Source organism: Streptococcus sp. DTU_2020_1000888_1_SI_GRL_NUU_041A, assembly GCF_032387735.1.
In the GTDB taxonomy this organism is placed as follows: domain Bacteria; phylum Bacillota; class Bacilli; order Lactobacillales; family Streptococcaceae; genus Streptococcus; species Streptococcus sanguinis.
Map to the genome: position 1 here is coordinate 1,219,705 of NZ_CP135591.1, position 26,890 is coordinate 1,246,594.

A 26,890-nucleotide genomic window follows, 5' to 3' on the forward strand; every position below is an offset into this window, starting at 1 on the left:
TTGATTGATTTTGAACGCAGCTTTTTCGGTGACCCCATGGCTTCCTTTGTCTCAGCTCTCTTTCTATATGATAATGTTGAAAAGGAGCCCCACTTTATTCAGGGCTATAACCAAGTGAGTCAAGAACTCCTAGTTATTACCGAAGATGACAGAGAACGCATGTGGCTCTATACCTTACTTTTTTATCTAAGAGCCTATGTCGAAACAGAGCGTTATCAGGGGTTGATGAAGTGGGGGCAAAAGAGTTTTCTAAGTGCAACCCTCACATTCATGACTAGAGCTTTAAACCGTCGTTGGAAAAAACGCTTAAAAGCTAGAAAGGACGAAAAATGAACCAAATATTTTCAAGGGTTAAATTCAAGAAAAAATACTTTGTTTGGCTATTTACTTTTCTCATTATTGCTATCGCTGGTGAGACAGCCCTACCTACCCTTATGGCTGAGATGATTGAGCAGGGCGTTGTCAACCAAGCAACCAACAGTATTTGGCTCTTAGCAGGGGGAATGGTACTGGTCGTGCTCATGGCCTTTGTGGGCAATATGCTAGTCGCAAAGATTTCCTCACGGATTGCGACACTCTTTGCTCGTGATGTGCGCAAGGCACTCTTTGACAAGGTTCAGTCATTTTCTGGACAGGAGTTGGATAAGTTTGGGACAGCCAGTCTCATTACGCGGACCACTTCAGATGTGACCAATCTTCAGTCATTCTTATCGGCAGGCTTGCAGATTGGTATGCTGGCGCCACTTATGATGGCAGCAGGTGTAGTCCTAGTTGCTGTTACTGGTGGTGAGACCAGTAGTGTACTTGTTTTCACTCTGCCTATCCTCTTGATTGCGATGACTGTGGTTTTGGTTTTAGCTACTCGCTATTCCAAAGCCCTGCGTTTGACCTTGGACAAGATTAACCGTATTTTCCTAGAAATATTACAAGGTGTCCGTGTTATCCGTGCCTTTAATAAACAGGAAACAGAGAAAGCCCGTTTTGGTCAAACCAATAGCCAATATGCTGATATTTCTCTTAAAAACAACCGTCTCATGGGTGGGATGATGCCTTTTATCCAAGTGATTTTTGGTCTGACTACGATTGGTGTCATGGCTGTCGGCGCTGAGGCTGTGGCTAAGGGGAAAATCACGGTTAGTGCCCTTGTCGCTAATAGTCAGTATGTTGCTCTCATCCTTGGTGCCATCGTCATAGCAGCCTTTATCATCAGTTTCTTCCCGACGGCTTTTGCCAGTATGTCACGTATCGGTGAGGTTTTGGGGATCGAGGTCAAAATTACTGACGGTGATGATGAGCAAGCTATGACGGAAGCTCAGGGAACAGTGACCTTTAAGGATGTGACCTTCTCCTATGCTGACGCAGCAGAACCAGTCCTAAAAGACATCAGTTTCACCTCAAAACCTGGTCAAGTGACCGCCATTATCGGTGCTACTGGGTCAGGAAAATCTTCAGTCCTTAAGCTTATTCCACGTCTTTACGACATCACTTTTGGTGAAATCAAGGTCAACGGTCGTAATGTCAAAGATTATAAATTACAGGAACTTCGAGACATTATCGGCTATGTCCCTCAGAAAAACGTCCTCTTCTCAGGTGATATCGCAAGTAACCTCAACTTTGGTCAGGAAGACGGAACAGAGGCGGACTGGAAACGTGCAGCAGACATTGCCTCAGCCTCAGAATTTATCGCAGATAAGCCAGGGAATTATCAATCAGAAATTGCCCAAGGTGGGACCAATCTATCAGGTGGACAACGCCAGCGTATGGCCATTGCCCGTGCCATGATGAAACGTCCGCAGGTTTATCTCCTTGATGATAGTCTGTCAGCACTTGATATGAAGACGGATAAACAAGTTCGTACCAATCTGCGTGCCAACCTTGACCAAGCCACCATGATTATGGTGGCGCAACGTATCAGTTCTATCATGGACGCTGAGCAAATTATCCTCATTAGTGAAGGAAAAATTGCAGGTAAAGGCACCCATAAAGAATTACTGAAAAACAACGACATCTATCGTGAACTAGCTATTTTACAACTGGGAGAGGAGGCGGTTGCCTATGAACTTGACAATGCTTAAACGTTTATACACCTATATCAAACCCAATCGTCTTGGTTTCTTCACAGCACTTTTCCTTGTTGCTGCTGGTACTGGACTTACCGTCCTAGCGCCAAGCTACACGGGGCAAATCACGACTCAGCTCTACAATGGCATTAGTCAAGGCTCTTTTGATTGGAAAGCTATTTTCCAATTGAGTGTTATTGTTGCAGGTCTCTATCTAGTTGGGCAAAGTCTGGTTTTCTTGGCTTCCTTCACCTTAGCCAAAGTTATCGCTAAGTCAGTCGAGCGTTTGAGAAATGAGGTTAGTAGTAAAATTCACCGTCTACCTATTAATTATTATGATACCCGTGGTAATGGTGAAATCCTCAGTGTCATCACCAATGATATTGACATCCTCAATAACTTCCTCAGCCAGAACTTGCAGGAAATTATTGTTCAGACTGTGACCATTGTGGGCATTTTCTCCATCATGCTCTCTATCAATGGTTGGTTAACCTTGGTTGCTGTCATCATGGTTCCTATCTCCCTCCTGACAGCAGCGAGTTCAGCTAGCTTTGGACAAAAGATGTATGAAAAGCAGCAGAACTTGATTGGGCAGGTCAATGGCTACATTGAAGAAATTTATAACGGTCATAATGTCGTGCAGGCTTTTAACTACCAAGACCGTGCCAAGGCAAAATTCGATAGTCTTAATAAAGAATTGCAGAGCACCGCAGAAAAGGCAGAAACTTATGCCAGCTATGTCATGCCACTGATTAAGATTGTCAATAATGCAGGCTATGTCATCAGTGCCGTCTGGGGAAGTTTTATGGCACTACAAGGCACCATGACAGTTGGTAATGTCCAAGCCATGCTTCAATACACCCAGCAGTTCAATGAGCCATTTAGCTCTATCGCTGGTATGGTCGGGGCTTATAGCTCAGCCATGGCAGGTAGTCAGCGTATCTTTGAACTGCTTGACGAGACTGAAGAAGTAGCTGACCAAGCCACAAGCCAAGACCTGTCCAAACAAGCAGGACGTGTCGAATTCAAGCATGTCAAGTTTGGCTACACACCTGATAATCTGCTGATGCAAGATGTTAATGTTACCGTTGAACCTGGTCAAAAAGTAGCCATTGTGGGACCTACTGGGGCAGGTAAAACCACCCTCATCAACCTCCTCATGCGTTTCTATGAAATCAATGACGGTCAAATTTTAGTGGACGGTGTAGACACACGTCAGATGAGTCGTGAACAGCTCCGTAGCCAGTTTGGCATGGTGCTCCAAGATACTTGGCTCTTTGAAGGCTCTATCATGGAAAATCTCCAGTATGGTCGAGAGAATATCTCCCATGACCAAGCTATCTCTGCTGCCAAAATGGCATCAGCACACAGCTTTATCAAAACCCAGCCAGGCAGTTACGATATGGTTTTGGAAAATAACGGAGAGAACATCTCTCAAGGTGAGCGTCAGCTTTTGACAATTGCCCGTGCCATTGCTGCCAATCCTAAAATGCTGATTTTGGACGAGGCGACATCTAACGTTGATACCTATACTGAGCAGCTCATTCAAAAAGCCATGGCCAAACTCATGGAAGGGCGCACCAGCTTTGTCATCGCCCACCGTTTGTCGACCATTAAGGATGCTCACGTCATTCTCTACATGGAAAAAGGTGATATCAAGGAGGTCGGCAACCATGATGAGCTCATGGCTCTAGATGGCAAATATGCTAGTCTCTATAATAGCCAGTTTGTCTAAACTAAAAAGCGATAATCTAAACTGCACTCCAAAAGTTAGACAAACGTAAGCGCCCAATAACGAGGTATATTGAAAAAATCCAAAGTCTTACGATGACTCTGGATTTTTTTATTACTTGCAATTCTTCTGTATCTGCTCTGCCCATGGCAAATAAGCCTCTAGAACCTCCTTATTTGTGAGGGTTTCCTCATTAGGAAGCTTTTCTAGTAGGTAGGTCATATATTTTTCGCTGTCTAAGTCATGTCTCCTAGCCGTTTCTAAAAGAGACATAATAATAGCTGTCGCCTTAGCACCCTCAAAACTTTGGAAGAACAGCCAATTTTTGCGTCCCATAACTAAGCTCTTGATCGCTCGCTCAGCCATGTTATTGGATAAGACAAACCGACTACTCCACCAATGTTCAACTTGCCAGAGATAGAGATAGAAACAAAAGTACCAGAAGACTATCCAACATTCGACCTACCGAAACTAGAAATACCAACACCGGTAACAGATATACCAAATAATCCGCCAATGCTTCCGCCAAAACCAGAACTGAACATAGGTGTACCGAACCTACCAGGAGAATTCCCTCCAACAGTTCCAGAAAAGCCAAGATTGGAGATTGGTATCGTACCAAACGAAGCACCGAAAAATGAGAAACCGGAATTAGAATTACCAATTCCACCGGCAAGTGAAGTGCCTAATACGCCAGAAGCACCAACACCAGAGACACCTGAAAATGAAACACCGGAAGAAACAATGCCACCGACTTACAGTCGAGTAGCGCGTAATTCAGAAGTATTACCTAATACAGGTGATTCTGAATCTGCATTTGCTGCGGTTACAGGAATAGCAACAATCTTAGGAGCGTTTGGTTTAGTATCAAAACGTCGTCGTAAAGAAGATTAATTAAACCCTATTGATTTTTAGGCATTATTTCCATACCTTAATACCTAAATTTAAAACTTATGTTAGAAAATGTTAATTTATTTTTACGATTGCATATTCCCTTTAAAATAAAAATATTTACGATTAGTTAATGTTTTCTAAAAAGTTTTACCCCGATTAATGCTGTTGTAATCGGGGGTTTTTATTGATTTACTACATTGATAGTCTTTTTCATTTGTCATTTAGGATATATAATTTCAAATTGATAAAACAGTACTATGATAAATATATTTTTTGATTTTCATTAATTGTTTCAATGGTGAAAAAAATATAATGAGCTTGTCCATCTTTGGCTTTTTCTCGATTAAGTTTGAAATAACATTTATGAGATGTTGCCACTGATAGGAGTATATCATCTGTGATAAATGTTAAAGGGATGGACATCTCGGAAAAGCGGTAGAAGTCAGATTCAAACTGCCGATAACTATCTGAAAAGTAGTCCTTTTGTAATTAATTCTTATTAACTTCCAATTGATTCATTAGTTACCTCCGATGTTATTTCTAGATGGATTGAGAGAATTGAAAAGATAGATATTTTAATATGTCCATTGTCGATTTTTAGTATGATGCTGTCATCTTGAAGAGACGTAATAAGTCCAGTTTCTTTCGTTGTAACTTTATTCTCTCTGTAAGTGATGATTATAGGAAGTTGCTGAGAATAGGATTAACTTAATAGGAGGTCGATTTGTTCCTGTGAAAATCCGTCATCAATAGATTGTGTATCTTTCGCTTCATTTATTAAAGAAGTGTGTTCTGAGAGATAGAAGCCCATCCATTTTTTCCATTCCCTTATCCTGATAATATTGCACAATGGGAAAGGGTAAGTATGATCTATCTATAATTGTAATCCGTCTAAACCTCCTGCTGAGTGTCCGCCTATGAGTTTGCTGCGGGCAATATTACGTGATCCCTCTAAGAGAACAGTTGCTTTTGAATGGCAATAAAATCAAATTTGTCACGTATCTGATCAAGCACTTCATGAATACTATCATCTTTAGTTTACATTTGGTCAAAGTCATCGAAGAGTGAAGACAGATCATAGCTCTCGTCAATCAAACCACCATATCGAACCCCAATTTGTCTCACAGATCCAGACTTGTAATGTTGTCGAATGAGTCCTAAGACATTAAATAGTGTGTATCTGAAGTTAGACCAGTGTTCATCACGCACTTTGATGAGCTTGAAAAAGGTGTTAAAGCTACTGTTCGTTGTCATAGTGTGGATACATTTATTCACGTATACAAAGAGAAATATCCAACATAAACTATTCCTTCAACAACGACATTCAATCGCTAAATTGGCGCTGGTTCTTATTGTCATTAAGCCAATCGATTTGCCAAAGATGGTGATCATCAGAAAGCGGTCTAAATCCACGGCATATAAAAAGTCCCTTGGAAATTCCATCGAGGAGCGTCCAGAAATGGTTAACAATCGCTTTGAATTTGGACACTGGGAAATTGATTTGGTTCTCGGTAAGAAGAATAAAGGGGATGCTGTTGTCTTGATTCTAGTTGAACATCAAACACGTTTGCCTTGGCGTGTAAGCTACCTAATAAACAAGCTGATACGATTAATGAATCTGTCAAATAACTATTGTTTCAGTACCCGATTACTTCTATGACATCAGATATCGAATCCGAGTTTAGTCTCTTGGTCGACTTAGTAAGTGTCGACATAAATTTTGCTCATCCATATTCTTCCCATGAAAGTGGAACAAATGAGAATTTCAATGGTCTACTCAGAGAATTTTTTCCAAAAAGACAGTCGCTTAAACCAATAACTGATGAAGAGTTTACTCGTTATGTTTCAGCTATCAATAACAGACCTAGACGACTTCATCATTACAATACAGCAACATTTCAGTTTGGGTTAGCCAAAAAACTTAAACAATGGAATACTAAGATATCTGCAAACTTGTTGCACATGACTTGACAATGTCTCAAAAATTTTAAATCTAGAATTTTTGTAAATAATTGTCCAATTAGGACAATTAAAGAAAGATCTCCTAAAAGTGAAATATACTATTTTTAGGAGTTAACTAGATGTATAAACGTTTAAGAGATTTAAGGGAAGATCGGGATCTCACACAAAAACAAGTGGCTGAATATCTTTCATTTACACATTCTGCCTATGCAAAAATAGAACGTGGTGAAAGAATTTTATCTGCTGAAATTCTTATTAAACTTTCAAATCTATATAGCGTTAGTATTGATTATTTGCTCGGGTTATCTGATTTTCCTGACCGTATCATAAAAAAATAGTTTCTCCTTATTATGTCCATTGACAATTGAATATACCAAGGTGGGACTTTCTTATTTGTGGAGCAAGCTGTTTATTACGCGATGAAATGAGCGATAAAATTTTAAACAGAAAATAGGATGGTAACCTATTTGCCATGAAATCAAATAATTATAATGATACTTCTGACCGTTCAGGCTGCCATCGTAAAAGGACAGCGGGTGAAATGCCCATGAATGATTTAACCAATCATACCCACGGAGGAAAAAATTTTTTTGATAGGAGTGGAGGTATGAAAACAGTAACATATAAAAACCTGATGAATATTGGTTTTCCTGAGCATACGGCAAGAAATATCATTAGAGAAGCAAAAAGAATAGCAGTAAAAAAGTTTGAAGAAGCTCGCAAAGTTGACCATAATGCGGTACAATTAAGTAAATCGCCCTTTGACAATAGAAGACTTGGTATTGCTCCTAAAGATATTGTAGAAGAGCTAATCGGAATTTCACTCTCTGAAGAAAGTTTAGAAAGTGAGAATTAAAGATGGCTACAAAAAATCAAAAAAAGTACAAAGGTGTTTATTGTGATAAGAATGGTAAAATATTTTATCAAGCTGATCTTGGTGTTGACCCTGTAACAGGTAAACGTGTTCAAAAGAAAGCTAGAAAGAATCAGTATGGTAAGCCATTTAGCACAATGAAAGAAGCTTATGATGAATTGGTCCGAATCAGATATGAGTTTAATAATAATCTTAGTATTGAAAATTACAATATAACATTTGAAAGTTACATGAATAGCATTTATCTAAGAGCCTATAAGCAAAAGGTTCAGTCTGTAACATATAAAACTGCTTTGCCACATCACAAGATATTTATTCAGTATTTTGGCTCCAAACCTTTAAAAGGGATAACAGCTAGAGATTGTGAATCTTTTAGATTACATATTATTGAACATTACTCTGAAAACTATGCGAAGAATTTATGGTCACGATTTAAGGCATGCATGGGTTATGCTGAGAGATTAGGATATATTTCATCAATGCCATGCAAGGCGTTAGATAATCCTAGAGGCAAGCACCCTGATACACAATTTTGGACTTATATTGAGTTTCAGAACTTTATTAAATCATTTGATTTACAAGATTACGAAGAGTTACAAAGATTCACGACTATTTGGTTATATTACATGACAGGTGTTCGTGTGAGTGAAGGTTTATCGTTATGGTGGGAAGATGTCGATTTTGAGCATAAATTCTTGAAGGTTCATACAACCTTGGAAAAGGATGAAAATGGAAATTGGTACCGTAAAGACCAAACCAAGACACCAGCTGGAGAACGCCTTATTGAATTAGATGATGTGACAATATCAGTATTGGAAAACTGGCGAAAAAATCAAATTTCCAATCAAGATACAGATTACATCATTTCACGATTTGGTGAACCATTTTGTAAATCAACAATTTGTCGAATTATCAAGAGAAAAGCCAAAGAAGTTGGAGTACCAGTGATAACAGGAAAAGGTTTGCGACACAGCCATGCTTCCTATCTTATAAATGTTTTGCAGAAAGATATATTATATGTTGCAAGACGAATGGGACATGCTGATAAGTCTACAACCTTAAATACATATAGTCACTGGTTTAATGCATTAGATAAAACAGTATCAGAAGAAATCACCCAAAATGTAATTAGTGCAGGACTAGATTCCATTTTATGCCAAAATTCCTGCCAAACTCTGAGTAAAGGCTAAAAAGCCAATTATACCGCCCACAGAGTAACGTATGTTATTGTTACTCTTAAATAATAGAGTTTCCAATCATAGAAATCAACCAAGTCGAAAGACTTGGTTTTTATTTTGGGTTTATTAATTTTATTATATTTGTTATACTTGAGTTATAATAAAGCTTAGGAGTATTGATCGTGAATATAACACAAGCAGAATTTGGTATATTAGGTGACAAAAATAAGCGAATTTTTGATGAATATTTAAGTGTTTCTGGAAATGATAAGAGTTTTCCAGAAAAAAAGAAAGCAGAGCTTGGCTTCTATTTTAACATTTTTAGATCTCAGCATGATATATCGTTAAAAGATATTCCCGACTACATTATTGATGGCGATTTTAATCGCGAAATCTTAGGAGAGAATAATGACGATCTTGGAATTGATGCTTACTATGTAGACGAGGAGAATGGAATAATATATCTTTATAATTTTAAATATAGACATGAATTCAATATTAATAGCCAAATGAACCCAAAAGTATTATCGGATGTTTCTAGTTTTCTAGGTGCATTAAAGATACTAAAGGAGAAAAATAGGGAACACAAACTATCAAAATATGACTTACAAAAATACTCTAGGAAAACCGCTGGTGTTTTAGAGGAATTAGCTGGCATACTTGCTGAAATAGGAGCTACGTTTAAAATTTACTTGGTTTTTGTTTCCAATAATATGAAACAGTTGTCAGTTAAAAGTGATGAAAAAAATATTTGTCAAAGTGTGGAGTAAATAATGTTTCTGAATTTACCTTACCCACTATTTATACTGAATGGTTTGGTAAACCAGAGTTTAATGCGCAAATAATCATTGATAATTCAGAAATGATAAGTTATAAAATTAATAAACTACAGAATACATATATTTTTCCGATATCAATCATTGATTTAGTAGGAATTACAGATGAGGAAGAAACTAACCGCGATAATTATAAGAGAAAAGATAGCGAATGGGATCCTAAATTTAATGATCAAATTATAGAGAAAAATGTTCGAAGATATCTAGGGAGAAAAAAATCGAAGTACAATGAAAGTATAGTCAAGACGTTACAAACAGAACCTGAGCTTTTCTTTCTATATAACAATGGCATTACTATAATTGTTGATGATACAGAAATTATTGAAGAATTTTCAGATTCTAAACGTTATAATTTGAAAAATTTACAAATTGTAAATGGAGGCCAAACGGTTCGTGCGGTCTATGATTTTATAAAATCACAAACTACTAATTGGTTTGAGAGTTTAAAAAATGCTAAGGTATTAATTAAACTTGTTAAAGTTGATAATGATAAAGTTAGGTCTGAGAAAATTGCAGAATATACAAATAGCCAAAATCCAATATCCAATATAGATTTAAGAAGCAATGATAATGTTCAAATTAGGTTAGAAACTTTCTTTAATCAAAATAATTATGGATATAATAGAAAAGTTGGAGATTTAGATGCTTCTTATACTGATTATCCTGAAACATTAGAGATGGTAAAACTTGGACAGTTGCTCTTTTCTAAAAATGGCTATCCACACATGGCTTCAAATACTCGGAGTAAAATCTTCGGAACGGAATATGAGAAAATATTTTCAGTCGAAAATATTTTAGAACAATCTTTAGAGTTATTTAAGTTATTCCTAGATATTAAAAAGAATTATAATGAGTTGTCTGACAAATATGTTTATTCAGATCAAAAAGCATTTTATATAATTTATTTGTTAAAAAATTCTAAAAGAAGGAAAATTCCTAATACAATCAAATTTTTAGAACAAACAATAAAAGGTTTTGATAATAATGGTATTGTTATTGCTGACTCTCGAAAACTTATTAAAGCTGACTTTAAAATGTACTTAGATAAAAAAGCCAATATTAAAAAGTAAGTTTAGTAGTTTGGCCATAAGCCAAAAGAAATTCAATGTTAGCAATCTATTAACCTTTCCAATCATAGAAATCAACCAAGTCGAAAGACTTGGTTTTTTTGTATCCGAAAATCATTTTTATGTTAAAACGCTAACAAAAAATAGGATTGTATGATATAATTTAGACAGATTATTGCGATTTAGGAGATATTATGAATAAAATAAAAGTTATATGAGATTGTAGATTAGGAGATTTTTGTTAGGGGGATTCAGATGAATGAATGCAATGGCTTACTGTTGCTCATTCTCTGGTTAAAGGATTTGTTATTCTTTTTAGAATAATTTGAAAGGGATTTTATGAAAAAGTTTTTTGGGGAGAAGCAAACTCGTTTTGCTTTTAGGAAATTAGCTGTCGGGCTTGTTTCGGCTGCTATTTCTAGTTTGTTTTTTGTTTCTATCGTTGGGGTTGACTCTGTTCAAGCGCAGGAAAAGTTGAATGTACACTATAAATACGTGACAGATACTGAAATAACTCCGCAAGAAAAGGATTTGATTGTAAGTGGATTTCCTAAAATGTCAGAAGGCAATGAGGAGGCTTACTATCTTGTCTACAGGTTAAACTCAAATGCTGGAGCAAAAACGTTACCGAATACAGGCGACAATAACAATTCCAATACTATGATGACGGCTGGTCTGTTAACGACGATAGGATTGGTTGTTTTTTCTGTGTCAAAAAGAAAGGTTCAAAGCAAGTTCCTATTGACTGTTTTGGTGGGTGCTGGTGTTGGAGGAGGTTTGATACTATCTGTCGATGCACTGGAAAATGGGATCTTGCTACAGTATAATGCCGAATATCAAGTGTCGGCTGGGGAAAGTCTGCCGTCACCAAGTGAGATCTCGGGCTATACCTATGTCGGCTACATAAAAGATGAATCGATTAAAAAATTATTAGGTAATAAGATTCTTGATAATCAGCAGAATGCTAATCTAGATAAAGAAACTTTAAACCAAAATAAGAAGCTAGATTATTCTCTTTCTTTTGACAAGAATGCACTGAAAAATCACACTCTTGGCGTCAATACAATTGAGCCTCAAGATGAAGTCTTGTCTGGCCGAGTAGCTAAGCCTGAACTATTATACAAAGAAGAGACCGTTGAAACTGAGATAGCCTTTGGAGAACAAATACAAGAAAATCCTGATTTAGCCGAAGGTACTGTAAAAGTAAAACAAGAAGGCAAAACAGGCCGTAAAATCGAAGTCGTTCGAATTTTTACTGTAGATAATGCGGAAGTTTCAAGAGAGGTTCTTTCAACTAAAATAGAGGAAGCGACTCCTCAAATAGTGGAAAAAGGCACTAAAAAGCTTGAATCGCCTAACGAAAAACCAGTAGCTTCTAACTTGGTTCAACCCGAGCAAGTTGCTCCCTTACCAGAGTACACAGGCGTCCAAGCCGGTGCAATCGTTGATCCTGAGCAGGTGCCTTCATTACCTGAGTATACAGGTGCATTATCTGGAGCTATAGTTGAGCCTGAACAAATTGAACCTGAAATCGGTGGTGTCCAATCAGGCGCCATCGTTGAACCCGAGCAAGTTACATCGTTACCAGAATACACTGGTGTTCAATCAGGTGCAGTAGTGGCGCCAGAACAAGTTACTTCATTACCAGAGTATACGGGGACTCAGGCAGGTGCAGTAGTGTCACCTGAACAAGTGACACCATTACCAGAATATACAGAGGTTCAAGCAGGTGCGGTAGTCGAACCTGAGCAGGTCGCTCCATTACCTGAGTATACGGGAACTCAATCAGGTGCGATAGTAGAACCCGAACAAGTCACCCCGTTGCCTGAATACACTGGTGTTCAAGCAGGCGCCATAGTTGAGCCCGAGCAGGTAGAGCCTCCGCAAGAATATACTGGAAACATCGAACCAGCAGCGCCAGAAGCAGAAAATCCTGCTGAAAAAGCTCAAGAGCCGAAAGAGCAGAAGCAAGAACCTGAAAAGCATGTTGAATTGAGAAATGTATCTGAACTGGAGTTGTATAGTCTAACTGACGGAAAATACAAGCAGCACGTTTCTCTGGATACAATTCCGAGCAATCAAGACAATTATTTCGTGAAGGTCAAATCTTCTAAGTTTAAAGATGTTTTCTTGCCGATTTCTTCAATAGTCGATAGCACGAAAGATGGCCAGCCAGTTTATAAAATTACAGCAAGTGCTGAAAAATTAAAACAGGACATTGACAATAAATACGAGGACAACTATACTTTTTACCTTGCCAAAAAGGCAGAGAAAGAAGTTACAAACTTTACGTCCTTTAGTAACCTAGTTCAAGCGATAAATAACGATCTCAATGGAACCTATTATTTAGGTGCTAGTCTGAATGCCAACGAGATTGAACTAGAAAATGGTGCTAGCAGTTATATCAATGGAACATTCACTGGTAAGCTGATTGGCAGCAAAGACGGAAAAAATTATGCTATCTATAACTTGAAGAAGCCTTTATTTAACACATTGAGCGCTGCTACTGTAGAAAATCTGACTCTTAAAGATGTGAATATCTCAGGGAAATCTGACATTGGGGCCCTTGCAAATGAAGCAAATAACGCAACAAGGATTAATAATGTCCATGTAGACGGTGTTCTGGCTGGCGAACGTGGCATTGGTGGCTTGGTATGGAAGGCTGATAATTCCAAGATTACGAACAGCAGTTTCAAGGGAAGAATTATCAACTCCTATGAAACGAAGGCACCATACAATATCGGTGGATTAGTAGGTCAACTGACTGGCATCAATGCATTGGTTGATAAGTCAAAAGCTACGATTGCCATCTCATCAAATGCGGATAGTACAAACCAAACTGTCGGCGGTCTTGCAGGTCTCGTTGAGAAAGATGCGCTTATCAGCAATAGTTACGCCGAGGGCGACATTAATAACGTGAAGAGATTTGGAAGTGTTGCTGGTGTGGCTGGCTACTTGTGGGATAAAGACTCTAACGAAGAGAGTCGTGCTGGAAGATTGCATAATGTTCTTAGTGATGTCAATGTTATGAACGGGAATGCGATTAGTGGCTATCACTATCGAGGTATGAGGATAACTGACTCATATAGCAACAAAGATAACAGAGTCTACAAAGTGACTCTTGAAAAGGATGAGGTTGTCACCAAGGAATCTCTCGAAGAGAGGGGAACAATCCTTGATGTCTCTCAAATCGCAAGTAAGAAATCTGAAATTAACTCTCTTTCTGTACCGGCTGTTGAAAATTTGCTGACTAGCAGCAATAAAGAAAGTGATTTTTCTAAGATTGAAGACTATCAAGCCAGTCGAGCTTTAGCATATAAGAATATTGAAAAATTACTGCCGTTTTATAATAAGGCAACCATTGTCAAATACGGTAATCTGGTAAAAGAAGATAGCGCTTTGTATGAAAAAGAAGTCTTATCTGCAGTCATGATGAAAGATAATGAAGTGATTACAGATGTTGCTTCACATAAAGAGGTGGCTAATAAGCTCTTGCTGCACTATAAGGATCATTCATCTGAAAAGCTAGATCTCATCTACCAATCTGATTTTAGTAAATTAGCGGAATACCGTGTGGGCGATACAGGTCTCATCTATACACCAAATCAATTCTTACAAAATCATAGTTCAATCGTCAATGAAGTTTTGCCTGATTTGAGAGCAGTCGATTATCAGTCAGAGTCTATCAGAAATACCCTAGGTATTTCTTCAGGCGTTTCACTGACGGAATTATACTTAGAAGAGCAGTTTGCCAAAACCAAGGAAAATCTAGCAAATACACTGGAAAAACTTTTGTTTGCTGATGCAGTCATTGCCGGTGAAAATCAAACGATTAATGGTTACGTCGTTGATAAAATCAAACGCAACAAGGAAGCCTTGCTTCTAGGTCTGACTTATTTAGAACGCTGGTACAACTTTAACTATGGTGACGTGAATATCAAAGACTTAGTCATGTACCACATGGATTTCTTTGGTAAGGGCAACGTATCACCGCTAGACACGATCATTGAATTAGGTAAATCTGGCTTTAACAATCTTCTGGCCAAGAACAACGTAGATGCTTATAGCATCAGCCTTGCAAACAATAATGCAACAAAAGATTTGTTTAGTACGCTTGCCAATTACCGGGAAGTATTTTTACCAAACAAAACAAATAATCAATGGTTTAAAGAGCAAACCAAGGCTTATATCGTTGAAGAAAAATCAGCTATTGATGAGGTGAGGGTCAAACAAGAGCAGGCTGGCAGCAAATACTCTATCGGGGTGTATGATCGAATTACCAGCGACACTTGGAAATACCGAAATATGGTTCTACCTTTGCTGACAATGCCTGAAAGATCGGTCTTTGTCATATCGACTATATCCAGTCTTGGCTTTGGTGCCTATGACAGATATAGAAATAATGAGCACAGAGCAGGGGCAGAACTCAATAAGTTTGTTGAGGATAATGCTCAGGAAACCGCAAAACGCCAACGCGATCATTATGATTATTGGTATAGAATATTAGACGAGCAGAGCCGTGAAAAGCTCTATCGAAACATCTTGCTCTATGATGCCTATAAGTTTGGTGATGATGCTACTGTCGGCAAGGCTACAGCGGAGGCACAATTTGACAGTTCTAATCCAGCTATGAAGTATTTCTTCGGACCGGTTGGAAACAAGGTCGTGCACAATAAGCACGGAGCTTACGCTACTGGGGATAGTGTTTACTACATGGGCTATCGGATGCTGGACAAGGACGGAGCCATTACCTATACCCATGAGATGACGCATGATTCTGATAACGAGATCTATTTGGGTGGATATGGAAGAAGAAGCGGACTTGGTCCTGAATTCTTCGCTAAGGGCTTGTTGCAAGCGCCGGATCATCCAGATGATGCGACAATCACGGTCAACTCAATTCTCAAATATGACAAGAATGATGCATCTGAAAAATCTCGTTTGCAAGTCCTGGATCCAACTAAACGTTTCCAAAATGCGGATGATTTAAAAAATTATGTTCATAACATGTTTGATGTCATTTATATGTTGGAGTACCTAGAAGGGATGTCAGTCGTGAACCGTCTGTCCGATGTGCAGAAAGTGAACGCTCTGAGAAAAGTCGAGAATAAATATGTTCGAGATGCTGATGGAAATGATGTTTACGCAACGAATGTGATAAAAAATATTACAATGGCGGATGCGCAAAAATTAAACTCATTCGACAGTCTCATTGAAAATGATATTGTTTCAGCGCGTGAGTACAAAAATGGTGATGTAGAAAGAAACGGCTACCATACGATTAAACTCTTCTCTCCAATTTATTCTGCATTAAGCAGTGAAAAAGGAACGCCTGGAGATCTTATGGGACGGCGTATGGCTTATGAGCTTTTGGCAGCTAAAGGCTTTAAAGATGGTATGGTTCCTTATATTTCTAACCAGTATGAAGATGACGCCAAGCAAAACGGGAAAACAATCAGTATCTATGGTAAGACCAGAGGTCTGGTAACAGATGACTTGGTTTTACGCAAGGTCTTCAATGGTCAATTTCATAATTGGACTGAGTTTAAGAAGGCTATGTATGAAGAACGTAAAAACAAGTTCGACAGCCTGAACAAGGTCACATTTGATGATACAAGACAACCATGGACAAGTTATGCTACTAAGACTATAAGTACTGTTGAGGAGTTGCAGGCATTAATGGATGAAGCAGTTCTCAAAGATGCAAATGATAATTGGTACTCTTGGAGCGGCTATAAACCAGAACATGACAGTGCTGTCCATAAGCTTAAAAAAGCAGTCTTCAAGGCATACCTTGATCAAACCGATGATTTCAGAAAATCAATCTTTGAAAACCAGAAGTGATTGGTTTGAGTATGTCAACTAGTCTGCAAAGTTGCAAGTATGAAATGTTAGGGCAGAGCTTGAATTACTCTTTATTTCAGACCTTCTTGCAGATAAGAAATTGCAAACCTAGTGAAAACTAGGTTTGTTTTTCTATATAAGTCATGCAATTAAAACTGTAGCCAGTCTGCTTTCGGGCAGTTTGCTGCTGACAGTCATTTATGAGGCTGATGATAAGCAGAAAAAAGTCTGAATGACCTTTACCCTACTTCATATTTTTGTTATAATATTCATATTAAAGCGTGCATTTGCGCGCTCTTTTCTGTGTTTTAAAGGCATTGAGTGCTTTAGAGTGAGTTATTTTTGAATAGATGGTGAAGGAGGAGTTATGTTATACATTTGGTCTTATTTAAAGAGATATCCTAAGTGGCTGGTCTTGGACTTTGTGGCGGCAATCTTTTTTGTAATCGTCAATCTAGGTCTGCCAACTGTGCTGGCTCGGATGATTGATGAGGGAATCAATCCTAAGCAGACAGACCGGCTCTTTTTCTGGGCTTGGGTCATGTTTGGCGTTATTATCTTAGGAGTGCTGGGGCGAATCGTTCTGGCTTATGCGGCTGGAAAGCTAACGACGACCATGGTGCAGGACATGCGCAATGATCTCTATGCCAAGTTGCAAGAGTATTCTCATCATGAGTATGAGCAAATCGGTGTATCCTCTTTGGTCACGCGCTTGACTTCGGATGCTTTTGTACTCATGCAGTTTGCGGAGCAAACCCTGAAAATGGGCGTCATTACTCCCATGATGATGCTGTCCAGTATTCTCATGATTTTTCTGACTAGTCCGTCTTTGGCCTGGATTGTAGCTGTTTCAGTGCCTTTCTTGGCAGTCGTGGTCATTTATGTAGCGGTTAAAACCAAGCCCCTGTCTGAAAAGCAGCAGAAGACTCTTGATAAGATTAATCAGTACGTGAGGGAAAATCTGACTGGTCTACGCGTTATTCGAGCTTTTGCGCGTGAGGAATTTCAAGAGAAGCGTTTTTCTGATGAAAATGAGGTCTATGCGCAAAACTCCAATAAGCTCTTTAAGCTGACCGGTCTGACTGAACCGCTCTTTGTACAGATTATTATTGCCATGATTGTGGCCATTGTCTGGTTTGCCCTAGCCCCCTTGCGGGACGGCAGTCTTGAAATCGGAAATCTCGTTGCCTTTATCGAATACAGCTTTCACGCCCTACTGTCCTTCCTCTTCTTGGCCAATCTCTTTACCATGTATCCACGGACTGCGGTATCGAGCCAGCGGCTCAAGGAAGTCATGGACATGCCCATCACAATCAATCCTAATGAAGATGGTATAACCGAGACAGAGACGAAGGGGTATTTGGAGTTCGACAATGTAACCTTTGCTTATCCGGGTGAGACAGAGAGTCCTGTACTGCATAATATTTCCTTCAAGGCTAAGCCGGGTGAGACTGTTGCTTTTATCGGTTCTACTGGTTCGGGTAAGTCTACACTGGTGCAGCTGATTCCACGCTTTTACGATGTAACACTGGGCAAGATTTTAGTGGACGGTGTGGACGTCCGCGAGTACAATCTGAAAGCTCTGCGTCAGAAGATTGGCTTTATTCCGCAGAAGGCTCTGCTATTTACCGGAACCATCGCAGCGAACCTACGCTACGGAAAGGAAGAAGCTAGCCAAGAGGAGCTGAGTCAGGCGGCTGAGGTTGCTCAAGCCAGGGACTTTATCGAGAGCCGGGAAGAGCGTTTTGAGACTCATCTGGCTGAGGGAGGCAGCAATCTATCTGGTGGGCAGAAGCAGCGGCTCTCTATCGCCCGTGCAGTGGTTAAAAAGCCGGATATTTATATCTTTGATGACTCTTTTTCTGCTCTGGATTACAAGACGGATGCAGTGCTTCGTCGTCGTCTCAAGGAAGTGACAGGTCAGGCAACAGTGCTGATTGTAGCTCAACGGGTGGGAACTATCATGGACGCTGACCAGATTATCGTTCTGGATCAGGGCGAAATCGTCGGACGTGGGAAGCATGAAGAGCTGATGGAAACCAATGATATCTATCGTGAAATTGCGGATTCGCAGCTGAAAAATCAAGCTTTGACTGAGGAATAGAAAGGAGACTGATATGAAAAACACATTTAGTTTTGCTCGCCTGTGGAGCTATCTAAAAGTTTATAAATTTGCAGTCGCCTTTGCGATCTTCCTCAAAATTCTCAGCGTCGTTATGAGTGTTGTCGAGCCCTTTGTCTTAGGTCTAGCCATTACTGAACTGACAAATAATTTGCTGGATATGGCTAAAGGTGTGGCTGGTGCCCAGATTAATGTGTCCTATGTTGGCTGGGTCATGGTCTTGTATTTTGTACGGGCGATTATTTATGAAATCGGTTCTTACTATTCTAATTACTTTATGACCAATGCAGTGCAGGCTACCATTCGTGACTTGCGCAATGAACTTAGCCATAAGATTAATCGTATCCCCGTTTCTTACTTTGATAAGCATCAGTTTGGTGATTTGCTGGGGCGTTTTACCAGCGATGTCGAAGCTGTTTCAAACGCCTTGCAGCAGTCCTTTCTGCAGGTTATCAATGCAGTCTTTACTCTGATCTTGGTTATCGTCATGGTATTGGTGCTCAATCTGCAGTTGGGTATCATTGTGGTAGTTTCGATTCCGATTACCTACCTTAGTGCCCGCTTTATCGTGAAGAAATCCCAGCCTTACTTTAAACAGCAGGCAGATGTACTGGGGGCTATGAATGGCTTTGTTCAGGAAAATTTGACAGGTTTTAATATTTTGAAGCTCTATGTCAGAGAAGAAAGTTCGCAGGAGGATTTTCGACAAATTACGCAAAAACTGCAGAAAGTAGGTTTTAAAGCTAGCTTTATCTCTGGTTTAATGATGCCTGTTTTGAATGTTATTTCAGATCTGACATACCTCTTGCTGGCTCTGCTGGGCGGCCTTCAGGTTATCGCTGGGCGCCTAACAGTCGGAAATATGCAGGCTTTTGTTCAATATGTCTGGCAGATTAACCAGCCCATTCAAAACCTGACTCAGCTGGCTGGTCAGCTGCAGAGTGCCAAGTCTTCTTTAGACCGGATTTTCCAAGTGCTGGACGAAGCGGACGAAGTCAATGATAGGACAGAAAAGCTGGATCAAGATCTGACAGGTCAGGTTAGCTTCAAGGATGTAGACTTCCAGTATGTGGCAGATAAGCCGCTCATTCGGAATTTCAATCTGGAAGTCAAACCTGGAGAAATGGTGGCTATTGTAGGTCCGACTGGTGCTGGTAAGACCACGTTGATTAATTTGCTCATGCGTTTCTACGATGTGTCTAAAGGCGCGATTACTGTGGATGGGCATGACATTCGCCATTTATCCCGTCAAGACTACCGTAAACAGTTCGGTATGGTGCTGCAGGATGCTTGGCTTTACGAAGGGACTATCAAGGAAAACCTTCGCTTTGGCAATCTGCAAGCCACTGATGAAGAAATTGTAGAGGCAGCCAAGGCGGCTAATGTGGATCACTTTATCCGGACCTTGCCAGGCGGCTACAACATGGAAATGAACCAAGAATCCAGCAATATCTCGCTAGGTCAGAAGCAGTTGCTTACGATTGCTAGGGCTCTTCTGGCCAATCCTAAGATTTTGATTTTGGATGAAGCGACCTCATCTGTCGATACACGACTGGAGCTCTTGATTCAAAAGGCTATGAAGACACTCATGCAGGGCAGGACTAGTTTTGTCATTGCTCACCGACTGTCGACCATTCAGGAAGCGGATAAGATTTTGGTACTCAAGGATGGTCAGATTATAGAGCAAGGCAATCATGAGAGTCTCTTGGCAGATAAAGGCTTCTATTATGACCTTTACCAGAGTCAATTTTCTAAAAAAGCGAAAGAAGTTTAAAAGGTTTGCTAAATCATTTGATAACTGCTAGAATATAAGCAAAGTGAGGTAGCAATGTCTTTAACGAGTCAAATTATTACAGCAGAATTTCCCGATTTGGATAAGGTAGAAGCTCTTAATCGAGAAGCTTTTCCTGAAGAAGAGAGAGTTCCTATTAGTGAATTTCTCCGCTATACCAATGATGAGCAGTCCCATTTCTTTGCCTTCTATAATGAGGAAGAATTTGTTGGTTTTGCTTTTGCAGTTTATAACGAAAAAATGTTCTATGTCAGCTTTTTTGCGATTATGCCGCACCTCCGCAGCCATGGCTATGGGGGAGAAATTATTCATAAACTGACAGAGTTTTATCAAAAAACCATGGTTCTAGAGGTAGAACGTGTCGATGAAGAATGTGACAATCTAGAGCAACGTCAAGCACGTATGGACTTCTATAAGCGTAACGGCTTTCGAACAACCAATGCCTTTCTGGAATATGAAGGGTTAAGCTTTGAAATCTTGTATTTGGGACATCATTTTGATGAGGAGGCTTATCGAGATATTTTCCATATGCTGCAAGAGAAGAACTTCTTTGAATTCGAAATTAAGTACAGAAGATTTAGCGATGTATAAAGACTGCTAAATGATTTATAGCCATTTTTAAAAGGTTGAGATAGGATGTCTCAACCTTTTTACTATGAAAAATCTCTTTTATTTTGTTTTGGATCAGGAAGGACAATATTGTATTTTTCTCGCATTCAGCAACAGTAGAGCATGTCTGTTTAAAGAAAGTAAACCATCAAAAAAGATAGAGAGAGGTTGGTGAATCGTACGATTTAAAACAAAATTATTTATATTACTTTAAAATAAGCCTTAAATCTGTGGATAAGTGAGGAATTTGCTAAAAATCTTCAAAGATTTTTCGATTTATTTCGTTTTTTAAATCAACTTACCGTGAAAAGTTAAAAATCTTGCGGAGCGGGCTATTTACGTATATAATGATAAAGCATGAAAAATTTAAAGGAGATTCTCGTGATTAAAAAAGGTGCTTTGACAGGTTTGCTCCTGTTTGGAATATTTTTCGGTGCTGGAAACTTGATCTTTCCGCCTTCGCTTGGAACATTATCTGGTCAGCATTTTTGGCCAGCTATTGCAGGATTTGTCCTGTCTGGGGTTGGACTTGCTGTTCTGACTTTGATTATCGGGACACTCAATCCTAAGGGCTATATCCGCGAGATTTCTCAGAAGATTGCGCCTTGGTTTGCTATTGTCTATCTTGTAGCCTTGTATCTGTCAATCGGGCCATTCTTTGCTATCCCGCGGACTGAGACAGTAGCCTATGAAGTTGGTATCGCTCCTATGCTGTCTAAAAATATGACAGGTATCGGATTGATTGTTTTCACGACACTTTACTTTGCGGCTGCTTACCTGATTTCTTTGAATCCATCTAAGATTTTGGATCGGATTGGACGTATTCTGACGCCAGTCTTTGCAGTTTTGATTATTATCTTAGTCATTCTAGGAGCTTTGAAATACGGCTCAACTGCTCCTCAGCAGGCTTCGGAAGCTTATTTAGCGTCAGCTTTTGGAAAGGGCTTCTTGGAAGGTTATAATACTTTGGACGCCTTGGCTTCCGTGGCTTTCAGCGTCATTGCGGTAACAACTCTTAACCAGCTTGGTTTCAAGAATAAAAAGGAATATGTTTCAACCATCTGGGTTGTTGGTTTGATGGTAGCGTTGGGCTTTAGCGCCATGTATATCGGTTTGGCTTTTCTAGGCAATCATTTCCCAGTTCCAGCTGAGATAATTGCCAAAGGCAATCCTGGTGTTTATGTCCTGTCGCAGGCGACACAGGCTATCTTTGGACCTACAGCACAGATTTTCCTTGCAGCTATGGTTACTGTGACTTGCTTCACAACAACAGCAGGACTTATTGTATCGACTGGGGAATTTTTCCATAAAACTTTCCCTAAAGTATCCTATAAAGTGTACGCCACGGTCTTTACATTGATTGGTTTTGCGATTGCTAATCTTGGCCTCAATGCCATCATTCAATATTCTGTTCCAGTCTTGCAAATTCTCTATCCAATTACCATTGTTATCGTTCTGATTGTCATTGTCAATAAATTCTTACCACTGTCCAAAATCGGTATGCAAATGACGGTGGCAGCAGTGACTCTGATTTCCTTTGCGGGTATTCTCGGACAGCAGTTCCATATCACTAGGATAAGTGGTATTATAAATTCTCTTCCATTTGCTCAGGCTTCATTGCCTTGGTTGGTGCCAGCTCTAGTTGGAATCCTACTTTCTCTCTTTTTGCCAAACAAGCAGAAGAGTGAGCGTTTTGAGATGGAGAGCTAATAGATAACATCCGCCACAATGTGGTGGATTTTTTTGACTCATTGTCAATTATAGTAGGGAATTTATGGCGAAGGAATTTAAGCTGTTTTTTTATGAGCAATATGACAATATAATCCTTTTATAAGATAGATTTAAGAAAAATTTTAACTTTTTCTTAACCATTTTTAATCTTAGGAGATTATACTAAAGTCATAAAAAAACAAACCTAAAGGAGAATCTTATGAAATTCAATTCAAATCAAAAATATACCCGCTGGTCAATTCGTCGTTTAAGCGTGGGTGTGGCTTCCGTTGTTGTTGCCAGTGGTTTCTTTTTGCTAGTTGGTCAACCAAATACCGTACATGCAGATGATCTCACCTCAACTCCTACTAAAGTTCTTCAAGAAGATTCGTCATTATTAGAAAAGAATAAGTTGCCAGAGACAGCTTTAAAAGAAGAAATGGATTCGGCTCTACCTGCAAATCAGTCAACTCCTAAGGAAGAGGTTGATGAAACTATTTCTCTAGATAAGTCTAGCCTAGCTCCTAAGGAAGAAATGGTAAAACCAAAAGAAGAACAGACTATGGCAGAAGTTAGCAATCAAAAAGAAGAAGCTAAACCGGTGGCAACTCTTGTTGAAGTTTCAAACCAAGATCGTGAAGCGACTACTTCTCAATCGGTAACGACTCCAGATGAAGTTAGAAAAGGAGTTGAAGAAAATACTAAGGACTCAGTAGACGTTCCAGCTAGCTATTTAGAAAAGGCAAACGTTCCTGGTCCATTCTTGGCAGGTGTTAATCAAGTTATTCCGTATGAAGCTTTCGGTGGAGATGGTATGTTGACTCGCCTCTTGTTAAAAGCCTCAGACAAAGCTCCTTGGTCAGACAATGGCAAAGCGAACAATCCAGCCCTCTTGCCACTTGAAGGCTTGGCGAAAGGTCAATACTTCTACGAAGTGGATTTGAACGGCAATACTACAGGTAAAGACGGACAAGCTCTTCTTGACCAACTTCGTATTAATGGCACTCATGATTACCAAGCGACTGTCAAAGTCTATGGTGCTAAAGATGGTAAACCAGATTTGACCAATCTTGTAGCGACCAAAAATGTAACTGTTAGTTTAAATGGCCTTGTTTCAAAAGAATCAGTCAAAGACTCAGTCACCAAAAATATTAAAGACCATATTGATGTTCCAGCTAGCTATTTAGAAAATGCAAACGTTCCTGGTCCATTCTTGGCAGGTGTTAATCAAGTTATTCCGTATGAAGCTTTCGGTGGAGATGGTATGTTGACTCGCCTCTTGTTAAAAGCCTCAGACAAAGCTCCTTGGTCAGACAATGGCAAAGCGAACAATCCAGCCCTCTTGCCACTTGAAGGCTTGGCGAAAGGTCAATACTTCTACGAAGTGGATTTGAACGGCAATACTACAGGTAAAGACGGGCAAGCCCTTCTTGACCAACTTCGTATTAATGGCACTCATGATTACCAAGCGACTGTCAAAGTCTATGGTGCTAAAGATGGTAAACCAGATTCGACCAATCTTGTAGCAACAAAAAATGTAACTGTTAGTTTAAATGGCCTTGTTTCAAAAGAATCAGTCAAAGACTCAGTCACCAAAAATATTAAAGACCATATTGATGTTCCAGCTAGCTATTTAGAAAAAGCAAACGTTCCTGGTCCATTCTTGGCAGGTGTTAATCAAGTTATTCCGTATGAAGCTTTCGGTGGAGACGGCATGTTGACGCGTCTCTTACTCAAATCTTCTGACAAGGCTCCTTGGTCAGACAATGGCAAAGCGAACAATCCAACCCTCTTGCCACTTGAAGGCTTGGCGAAAGGTCAATACTTCTACGAAGTGGATTTGAACGGCAATACTACAGGTAAAGACGGACAAGCCCTTCTTGACCAACTTCGCATTAATGGCACTCATGCTTACCAAGCGACTGTCAAAGTCTATGGCGCTAAAGATGGTAAACCAGATTTGACTAATCTTATCGCAACTCGCCAAGTAATAATTCGGCTGTATGGAAAAGAAATGTCTGCACAACCATATCAACAAGAACAAATGAATGTGAAACCTTCTACAACAGATTCTATGAGTACAGCTAAGGGTATGAAAGAAGTGGATCACCGTATAACTGATCTGAAGAAGAAACATCCCACTTCTAATCCGATGGCAGGTATGGTGAAAAAAATGATAAGCCTTCGTTACCAAAAACTGGTGAAGCCCAGACTTCTACAGCAACAATTGGTTTCTTTGGGCTAGCCTTGGCAGGAATTCTTGGCTTTCTAGGTTTGAAAGAAAGACAAAAAGATTAAGTAAGGTTCAAATCATTTAAAAATTACTAAAAATAGTGTTATACTAAAGCCAGTATAACACTGTTTTTATGAGGAGATTGGCAATGGGAAAGACAATTTTACTTGTTGATGATGAGATGGATATTCTGGATATCAAAAAGCGCTATCTTGTGCAGGCTGGCTACCAAGTTTTAGTGGCTCGAGATGGCGTGGAGGGATTAGATCTTTTCAGAAAGAAATCTATTGACCTGATCATCACGGATATTATGATGCCAAATATGGACGGTTATGACTTTATCAGTGAGGTTCAGTATATAGTACCTGATCAACCTTTTCTTTTTACAACGGCTAAGACCAGCGAGCAAGACAAAATTTATGGGTTGAGCTTAGGAGCAGATGATTTTATAGCCAAACCTTTTAGTCCACGCGAGCTAGTTCTAAGAGTCAATAATATTTTGCGCCGACTTCATCGTGGAGGTGAGATCGAACAAATTGAGCTCGGTGACTTGATGATGAATCATGTGGTTCATGAGGCTCGTATCGGGGAGTGTTTTTTGGAATTAACAGTGAAGTCCTTTGAACTGCTTTGGATTTTAGCTAGTAATCCTGAGAGAGTTTTTTCAAAGACGGAGCTTTACGAGAAGGTGTGGCAGGAAGACTTCGTAGATGATACCAATACACTTAATGTTCATATCCATGCTCTGAGACAGGAATTGACCAAGTATGCCAGTTCAAACACTCCTGCCATCAAAACTGTCTGGGGTCTTGGGTATAAAATGGAAAGATCACGAGGTGGAAAATGAAATTAAAAAGTTACATTCTAGTAGGGTACCTAATTTCTAGCCTACTAACGATTTTACTCGTTTTCTGGGCAGTCCAGCGAATGTTGATTGTAAAAAGCGAGATATATTTCCTAGTTGGAATGACATTGATTGCTAGTTTTATAGGAGCGGCAGTCAGTCTCTTTCTTTTATCGCCAGTATTTTCTTCCCTTCGGCATCTGAAAAAACAGGCTCAGAATATTGCTGACAAGGATTTTAGTACAGAGATTGACGCCAAGGGCCCTATCGAATTTCAAGAGTTGGGTCAGGCTTTTAACGATATGTCGCATAATTTGCAAGAAACGTTTGAGTCGCTTGATGAAAGTGAACGAGAAAAAGGAATGATGATTGCCCAGCTTTCTCACGATATTAAAACTCCCATTACCTCTATTCAGGCGACTGTGGAGGGGATTTTAGATGGAGTGATCGAAGAAGAGGAGCAGATTCATTACTTGACCACGATTAGCCGTCAGACAGAGCGTTTGAATAAATTGGTGGAAGAATTGGGTGTTTTGACTCTTAATGCCCAACCTCGAATAGAATCAGATGGAGAAGCTGAAATAGTCTTTCTAGACCAGCTATTGATTGAGGTCATGAGTGAATTTCAACTATTGATTGAGCGGGAGGAGCGGGACATCTACATTCAAGTGTCTCCCGAGTCAGCGAAAATTAAGAGCCATTACGATAAACTTTCCCGTATCTTGGTCAACTTGATAAATAATGCCTTTAAGTACTCCGATCCTGGAACTAAAATCGAGATAGTGGCTCAATTAACTGATCAAATCTTGACAATCAGTGTGAAGGATGAAGGACGGGGTATTTCTCCTGAGAATTTGGATAAGATTTTTAAACGCCTTTACCGTGTGGAAACTTCTCGAAATATGAAGACAGGTGGGCATGGTCTGGGCCTTGCTATTGCACGTGAGTTGGCTCATCAGCTGGGTGGGGAAATAACGGTCGAAAGCCAGTATGGCCTAGGAAGCACTTTTACATTTACTCTCAACTTAACATAAATCCACAATAAGTGATAAACATTTTTAACGCCTGATTTAGCAAAGATAACATCAAATTCAAGTTTTTTCAAATCTATCTCCCTATTTTTAGGGGGATTT

The 26,890-nt window shown here is 39.5% G+C and carries 17 protein-coding genes and 5 pseudogenes; 19 read left to right on the forward strand and 3 right to left on the reverse strand.

The annotated features are described in order from the left end of the window. From RSK81_RS05900 to RSK81_RS05910, 3 genes are read left to right on the forward strand one after another with little or no spacing between them, the layout of a single operon-like run. Positions 1 to 333, forward strand: a complete 333-nt coding sequence (locus RSK81_RS05900; protein WP_229422213.1) for a hypothetical protein — start codon at positions 1 to 3, stop codon at positions 331 to 333. Then, complete coding sequence (locus RSK81_RS05905) at positions 330 to 2,075, forward strand: ABC transporter ATP-binding protein (protein WP_161512492.1); 1,746 nt, start codon at positions 330 to 332, stop codon at positions 2,073 to 2,075. The genes RSK81_RS05900 and RSK81_RS05905 overlap by 4 nt, the downstream gene beginning before the upstream one ends. Further along, positions 2,056 to 3,795 carry an ABC transporter ATP-binding protein gene (locus tag RSK81_RS05910; protein WP_002921285.1) on the forward strand — a complete coding sequence of 580 codons (1,740 nt, stop codon included), beginning with the start codon at positions 2,056 to 2,058 and terminating at the stop codon, positions 3,793 to 3,795. The genes RSK81_RS05905 and RSK81_RS05910 overlap by 20 nt, the downstream gene beginning before the upstream one ends. A gap of 111 nt (positions 3,796 to 3,906) precedes the next feature. Here RSK81_RS05910 and RSK81_RS05915 read toward each other — a convergent pair. Beyond that, positions 3,907 to 4,173: pseudogene (locus tag RSK81_RS05915) on the reverse strand (IS66 family transposase); the annotation flags it as partial. 18 nt (positions 4,174 to 4,191) lie between these two features. Here RSK81_RS05915 and RSK81_RS05920 point away from each other — a divergent pair. Further along, a complete protein-coding gene (locus RSK81_RS05920) occupies positions 4,192 to 4,686 on the forward strand; it encodes an LPXTG cell wall anchor domain-containing protein (RefSeq protein WP_000482660.1) in 495 nt (164 codons plus the stop codon). A 255-nt stretch (positions 4,687 to 4,941) separates the two neighbouring features. Here the strand turns inward: RSK81_RS05920 and RSK81_RS05925 are convergent. Both RSK81_RS05925 and RSK81_RS05930 read right to left on the reverse strand, forming a co-directional pair. Continuing rightward, positions 4,942 to 5,205: pseudogene (locus RSK81_RS05925) on the reverse strand (DUF5960 family protein). Positions 5,206 to 5,560: 355 nt separating this feature from the next. Then, positions 5,561 to 5,811 (reverse strand): annotated as a pseudogene (locus tag RSK81_RS05930) (hypothetical protein). 46 nt (positions 5,812 to 5,857) lie between these two features. On the opposite strand from RSK81_RS05930, the pseudogene RSK81_RS05935 reads away from it, so the two are divergent. From RSK81_RS05935 to RSK81_RS06000, 15 genes and pseudogenes are all read left to right on the forward strand, one after another. Next, positions 5,858 to 6,657 (forward strand): annotated as a pseudogene (locus tag RSK81_RS05935) (IS30 family transposase); the annotation flags it as partial. Between the two features lie 110 nt (positions 6,658 to 6,767). Further along, positions 6,768 to 6,986, forward strand: coding sequence for a helix-turn-helix domain-containing protein (locus RSK81_RS05940; protein WP_000278092.1), 219 nt, complete (start codon positions 6,768 to 6,770; stop codon positions 6,984 to 6,986). A gap of 269 nt (positions 6,987 to 7,255) precedes the next feature. Beyond that, a complete protein-coding gene (locus tag RSK81_RS05945; RefSeq protein ID WP_002921272.1) occupies positions 7,256 to 7,504 on the forward strand; it encodes a DUF3173 family protein in 249 nt (82 codons plus the stop codon). A 2-nt stretch (positions 7,505 to 7,506) separates the two neighbouring features. Further along, positions 7,507 to 8,712 carry a tyrosine-type recombinase/integrase gene (locus tag RSK81_RS05950; protein WP_000201883.1) on the forward strand — a complete coding sequence of 402 codons (1,206 nt, stop codon included), beginning with the start codon at positions 7,507 to 7,509 and terminating at the stop codon, positions 8,710 to 8,712. Between the two features lie 170 nt (positions 8,713 to 8,882). Then, positions 8,883 to 9,470: a hypothetical protein gene (locus RSK81_RS05955; protein WP_161543196.1), complete on the forward strand. Its 588-nt coding sequence runs from the start codon at positions 8,883 to 8,885 to the stop codon at positions 9,468 to 9,470. Continuing rightward, entirely contained in the window at positions 9,452 to 10,606 is a 1,155-nt protein-coding gene (locus tag RSK81_RS05960; protein WP_161543195.1) for an AIPR family protein, read from the forward strand. Before RSK81_RS05955 ends, RSK81_RS05960 begins: the two co-directional genes overlap by 19 nt. A gap of 336 nt (positions 10,607 to 10,942) precedes the next feature. Further along, positions 10,943 to 16,447 carry a ZmpA/ZmpB/ZmpC family metallo-endopeptidase gene (locus tag RSK81_RS05965; protein ID WP_315687721.1) on the forward strand — a complete coding sequence of 1,835 codons (5,505 nt, stop codon included), beginning with the start codon at positions 10,943 to 10,945 and terminating at the stop codon, positions 16,445 to 16,447. A 367-nt stretch (positions 16,448 to 16,814) separates the two neighbouring features. Beyond that, positions 16,815 to 18,551, forward strand: coding sequence for an ABC transporter ATP-binding protein (locus RSK81_RS05970; protein ID WP_268685892.1), 1,737 nt, complete (start codon positions 16,815 to 16,817; stop codon positions 18,549 to 18,551). A 13-nt stretch (positions 18,552 to 18,564) separates the two neighbouring features. After that, positions 18,565 to 20,343 (forward strand): ABC transporter ATP-binding protein, encoded by a 1,779-nt coding sequence (locus RSK81_RS05975; protein WP_315687724.1) that lies wholly within the window; start codon positions 18,565 to 18,567, stop codon positions 20,341 to 20,343. 54 nt (positions 20,344 to 20,397) lie between these two features. Beyond that, positions 20,398 to 20,952, forward strand: coding sequence for a GNAT family N-acetyltransferase (locus tag RSK81_RS05980; protein WP_002897623.1), 555 nt, complete (start codon positions 20,398 to 20,400; stop codon positions 20,950 to 20,952). Positions 20,953 to 21,351: 399 nt separating this feature from the next. Then, positions 21,352 to 22,680, forward strand: a complete 1,329-nt coding sequence (brnQ, locus tag RSK81_RS05985; RefSeq protein WP_032908179.1) for a branched-chain amino acid transport system II carrier protein — start codon at positions 21,352 to 21,354, stop codon at positions 22,678 to 22,680. Positions 22,681 to 22,900: 220 nt separating this feature from the next. Then, positions 22,901 to 24,925, forward strand: a complete 2,025-nt coding sequence (locus RSK81_RS05990) for an SSURE domain-containing protein (protein WP_410530914.1) — start codon at positions 22,901 to 22,903, stop codon at positions 24,923 to 24,925. Next, positions 24,904 to 24,978 (forward strand): annotated as a pseudogene (locus RSK81_RS12915) (hypothetical protein); the annotation flags it as partial. The gene RSK81_RS05990 and the pseudogene RSK81_RS12915, both read left to right, overlap by 22 nt. A gap of 83 nt (positions 24,979 to 25,061) precedes the next feature. Then, positions 25,062 to 25,760, forward strand: a complete 699-nt coding sequence (locus RSK81_RS05995) for a response regulator transcription factor (protein WP_032908178.1) — start codon at positions 25,062 to 25,064, stop codon at positions 25,758 to 25,760. Continuing rightward, a complete protein-coding gene (locus RSK81_RS06000) occupies positions 25,757 to 26,791 on the forward strand; it encodes a sensor histidine kinase (protein ID WP_125342227.1) in 1,035 nt (344 codons plus the stop codon). The genes RSK81_RS05995 and RSK81_RS06000 overlap by 4 nt, the downstream gene beginning before the upstream one ends. The last annotated feature ends 99 nt before the right edge of the window (positions 26,792 to 26,890 follow it).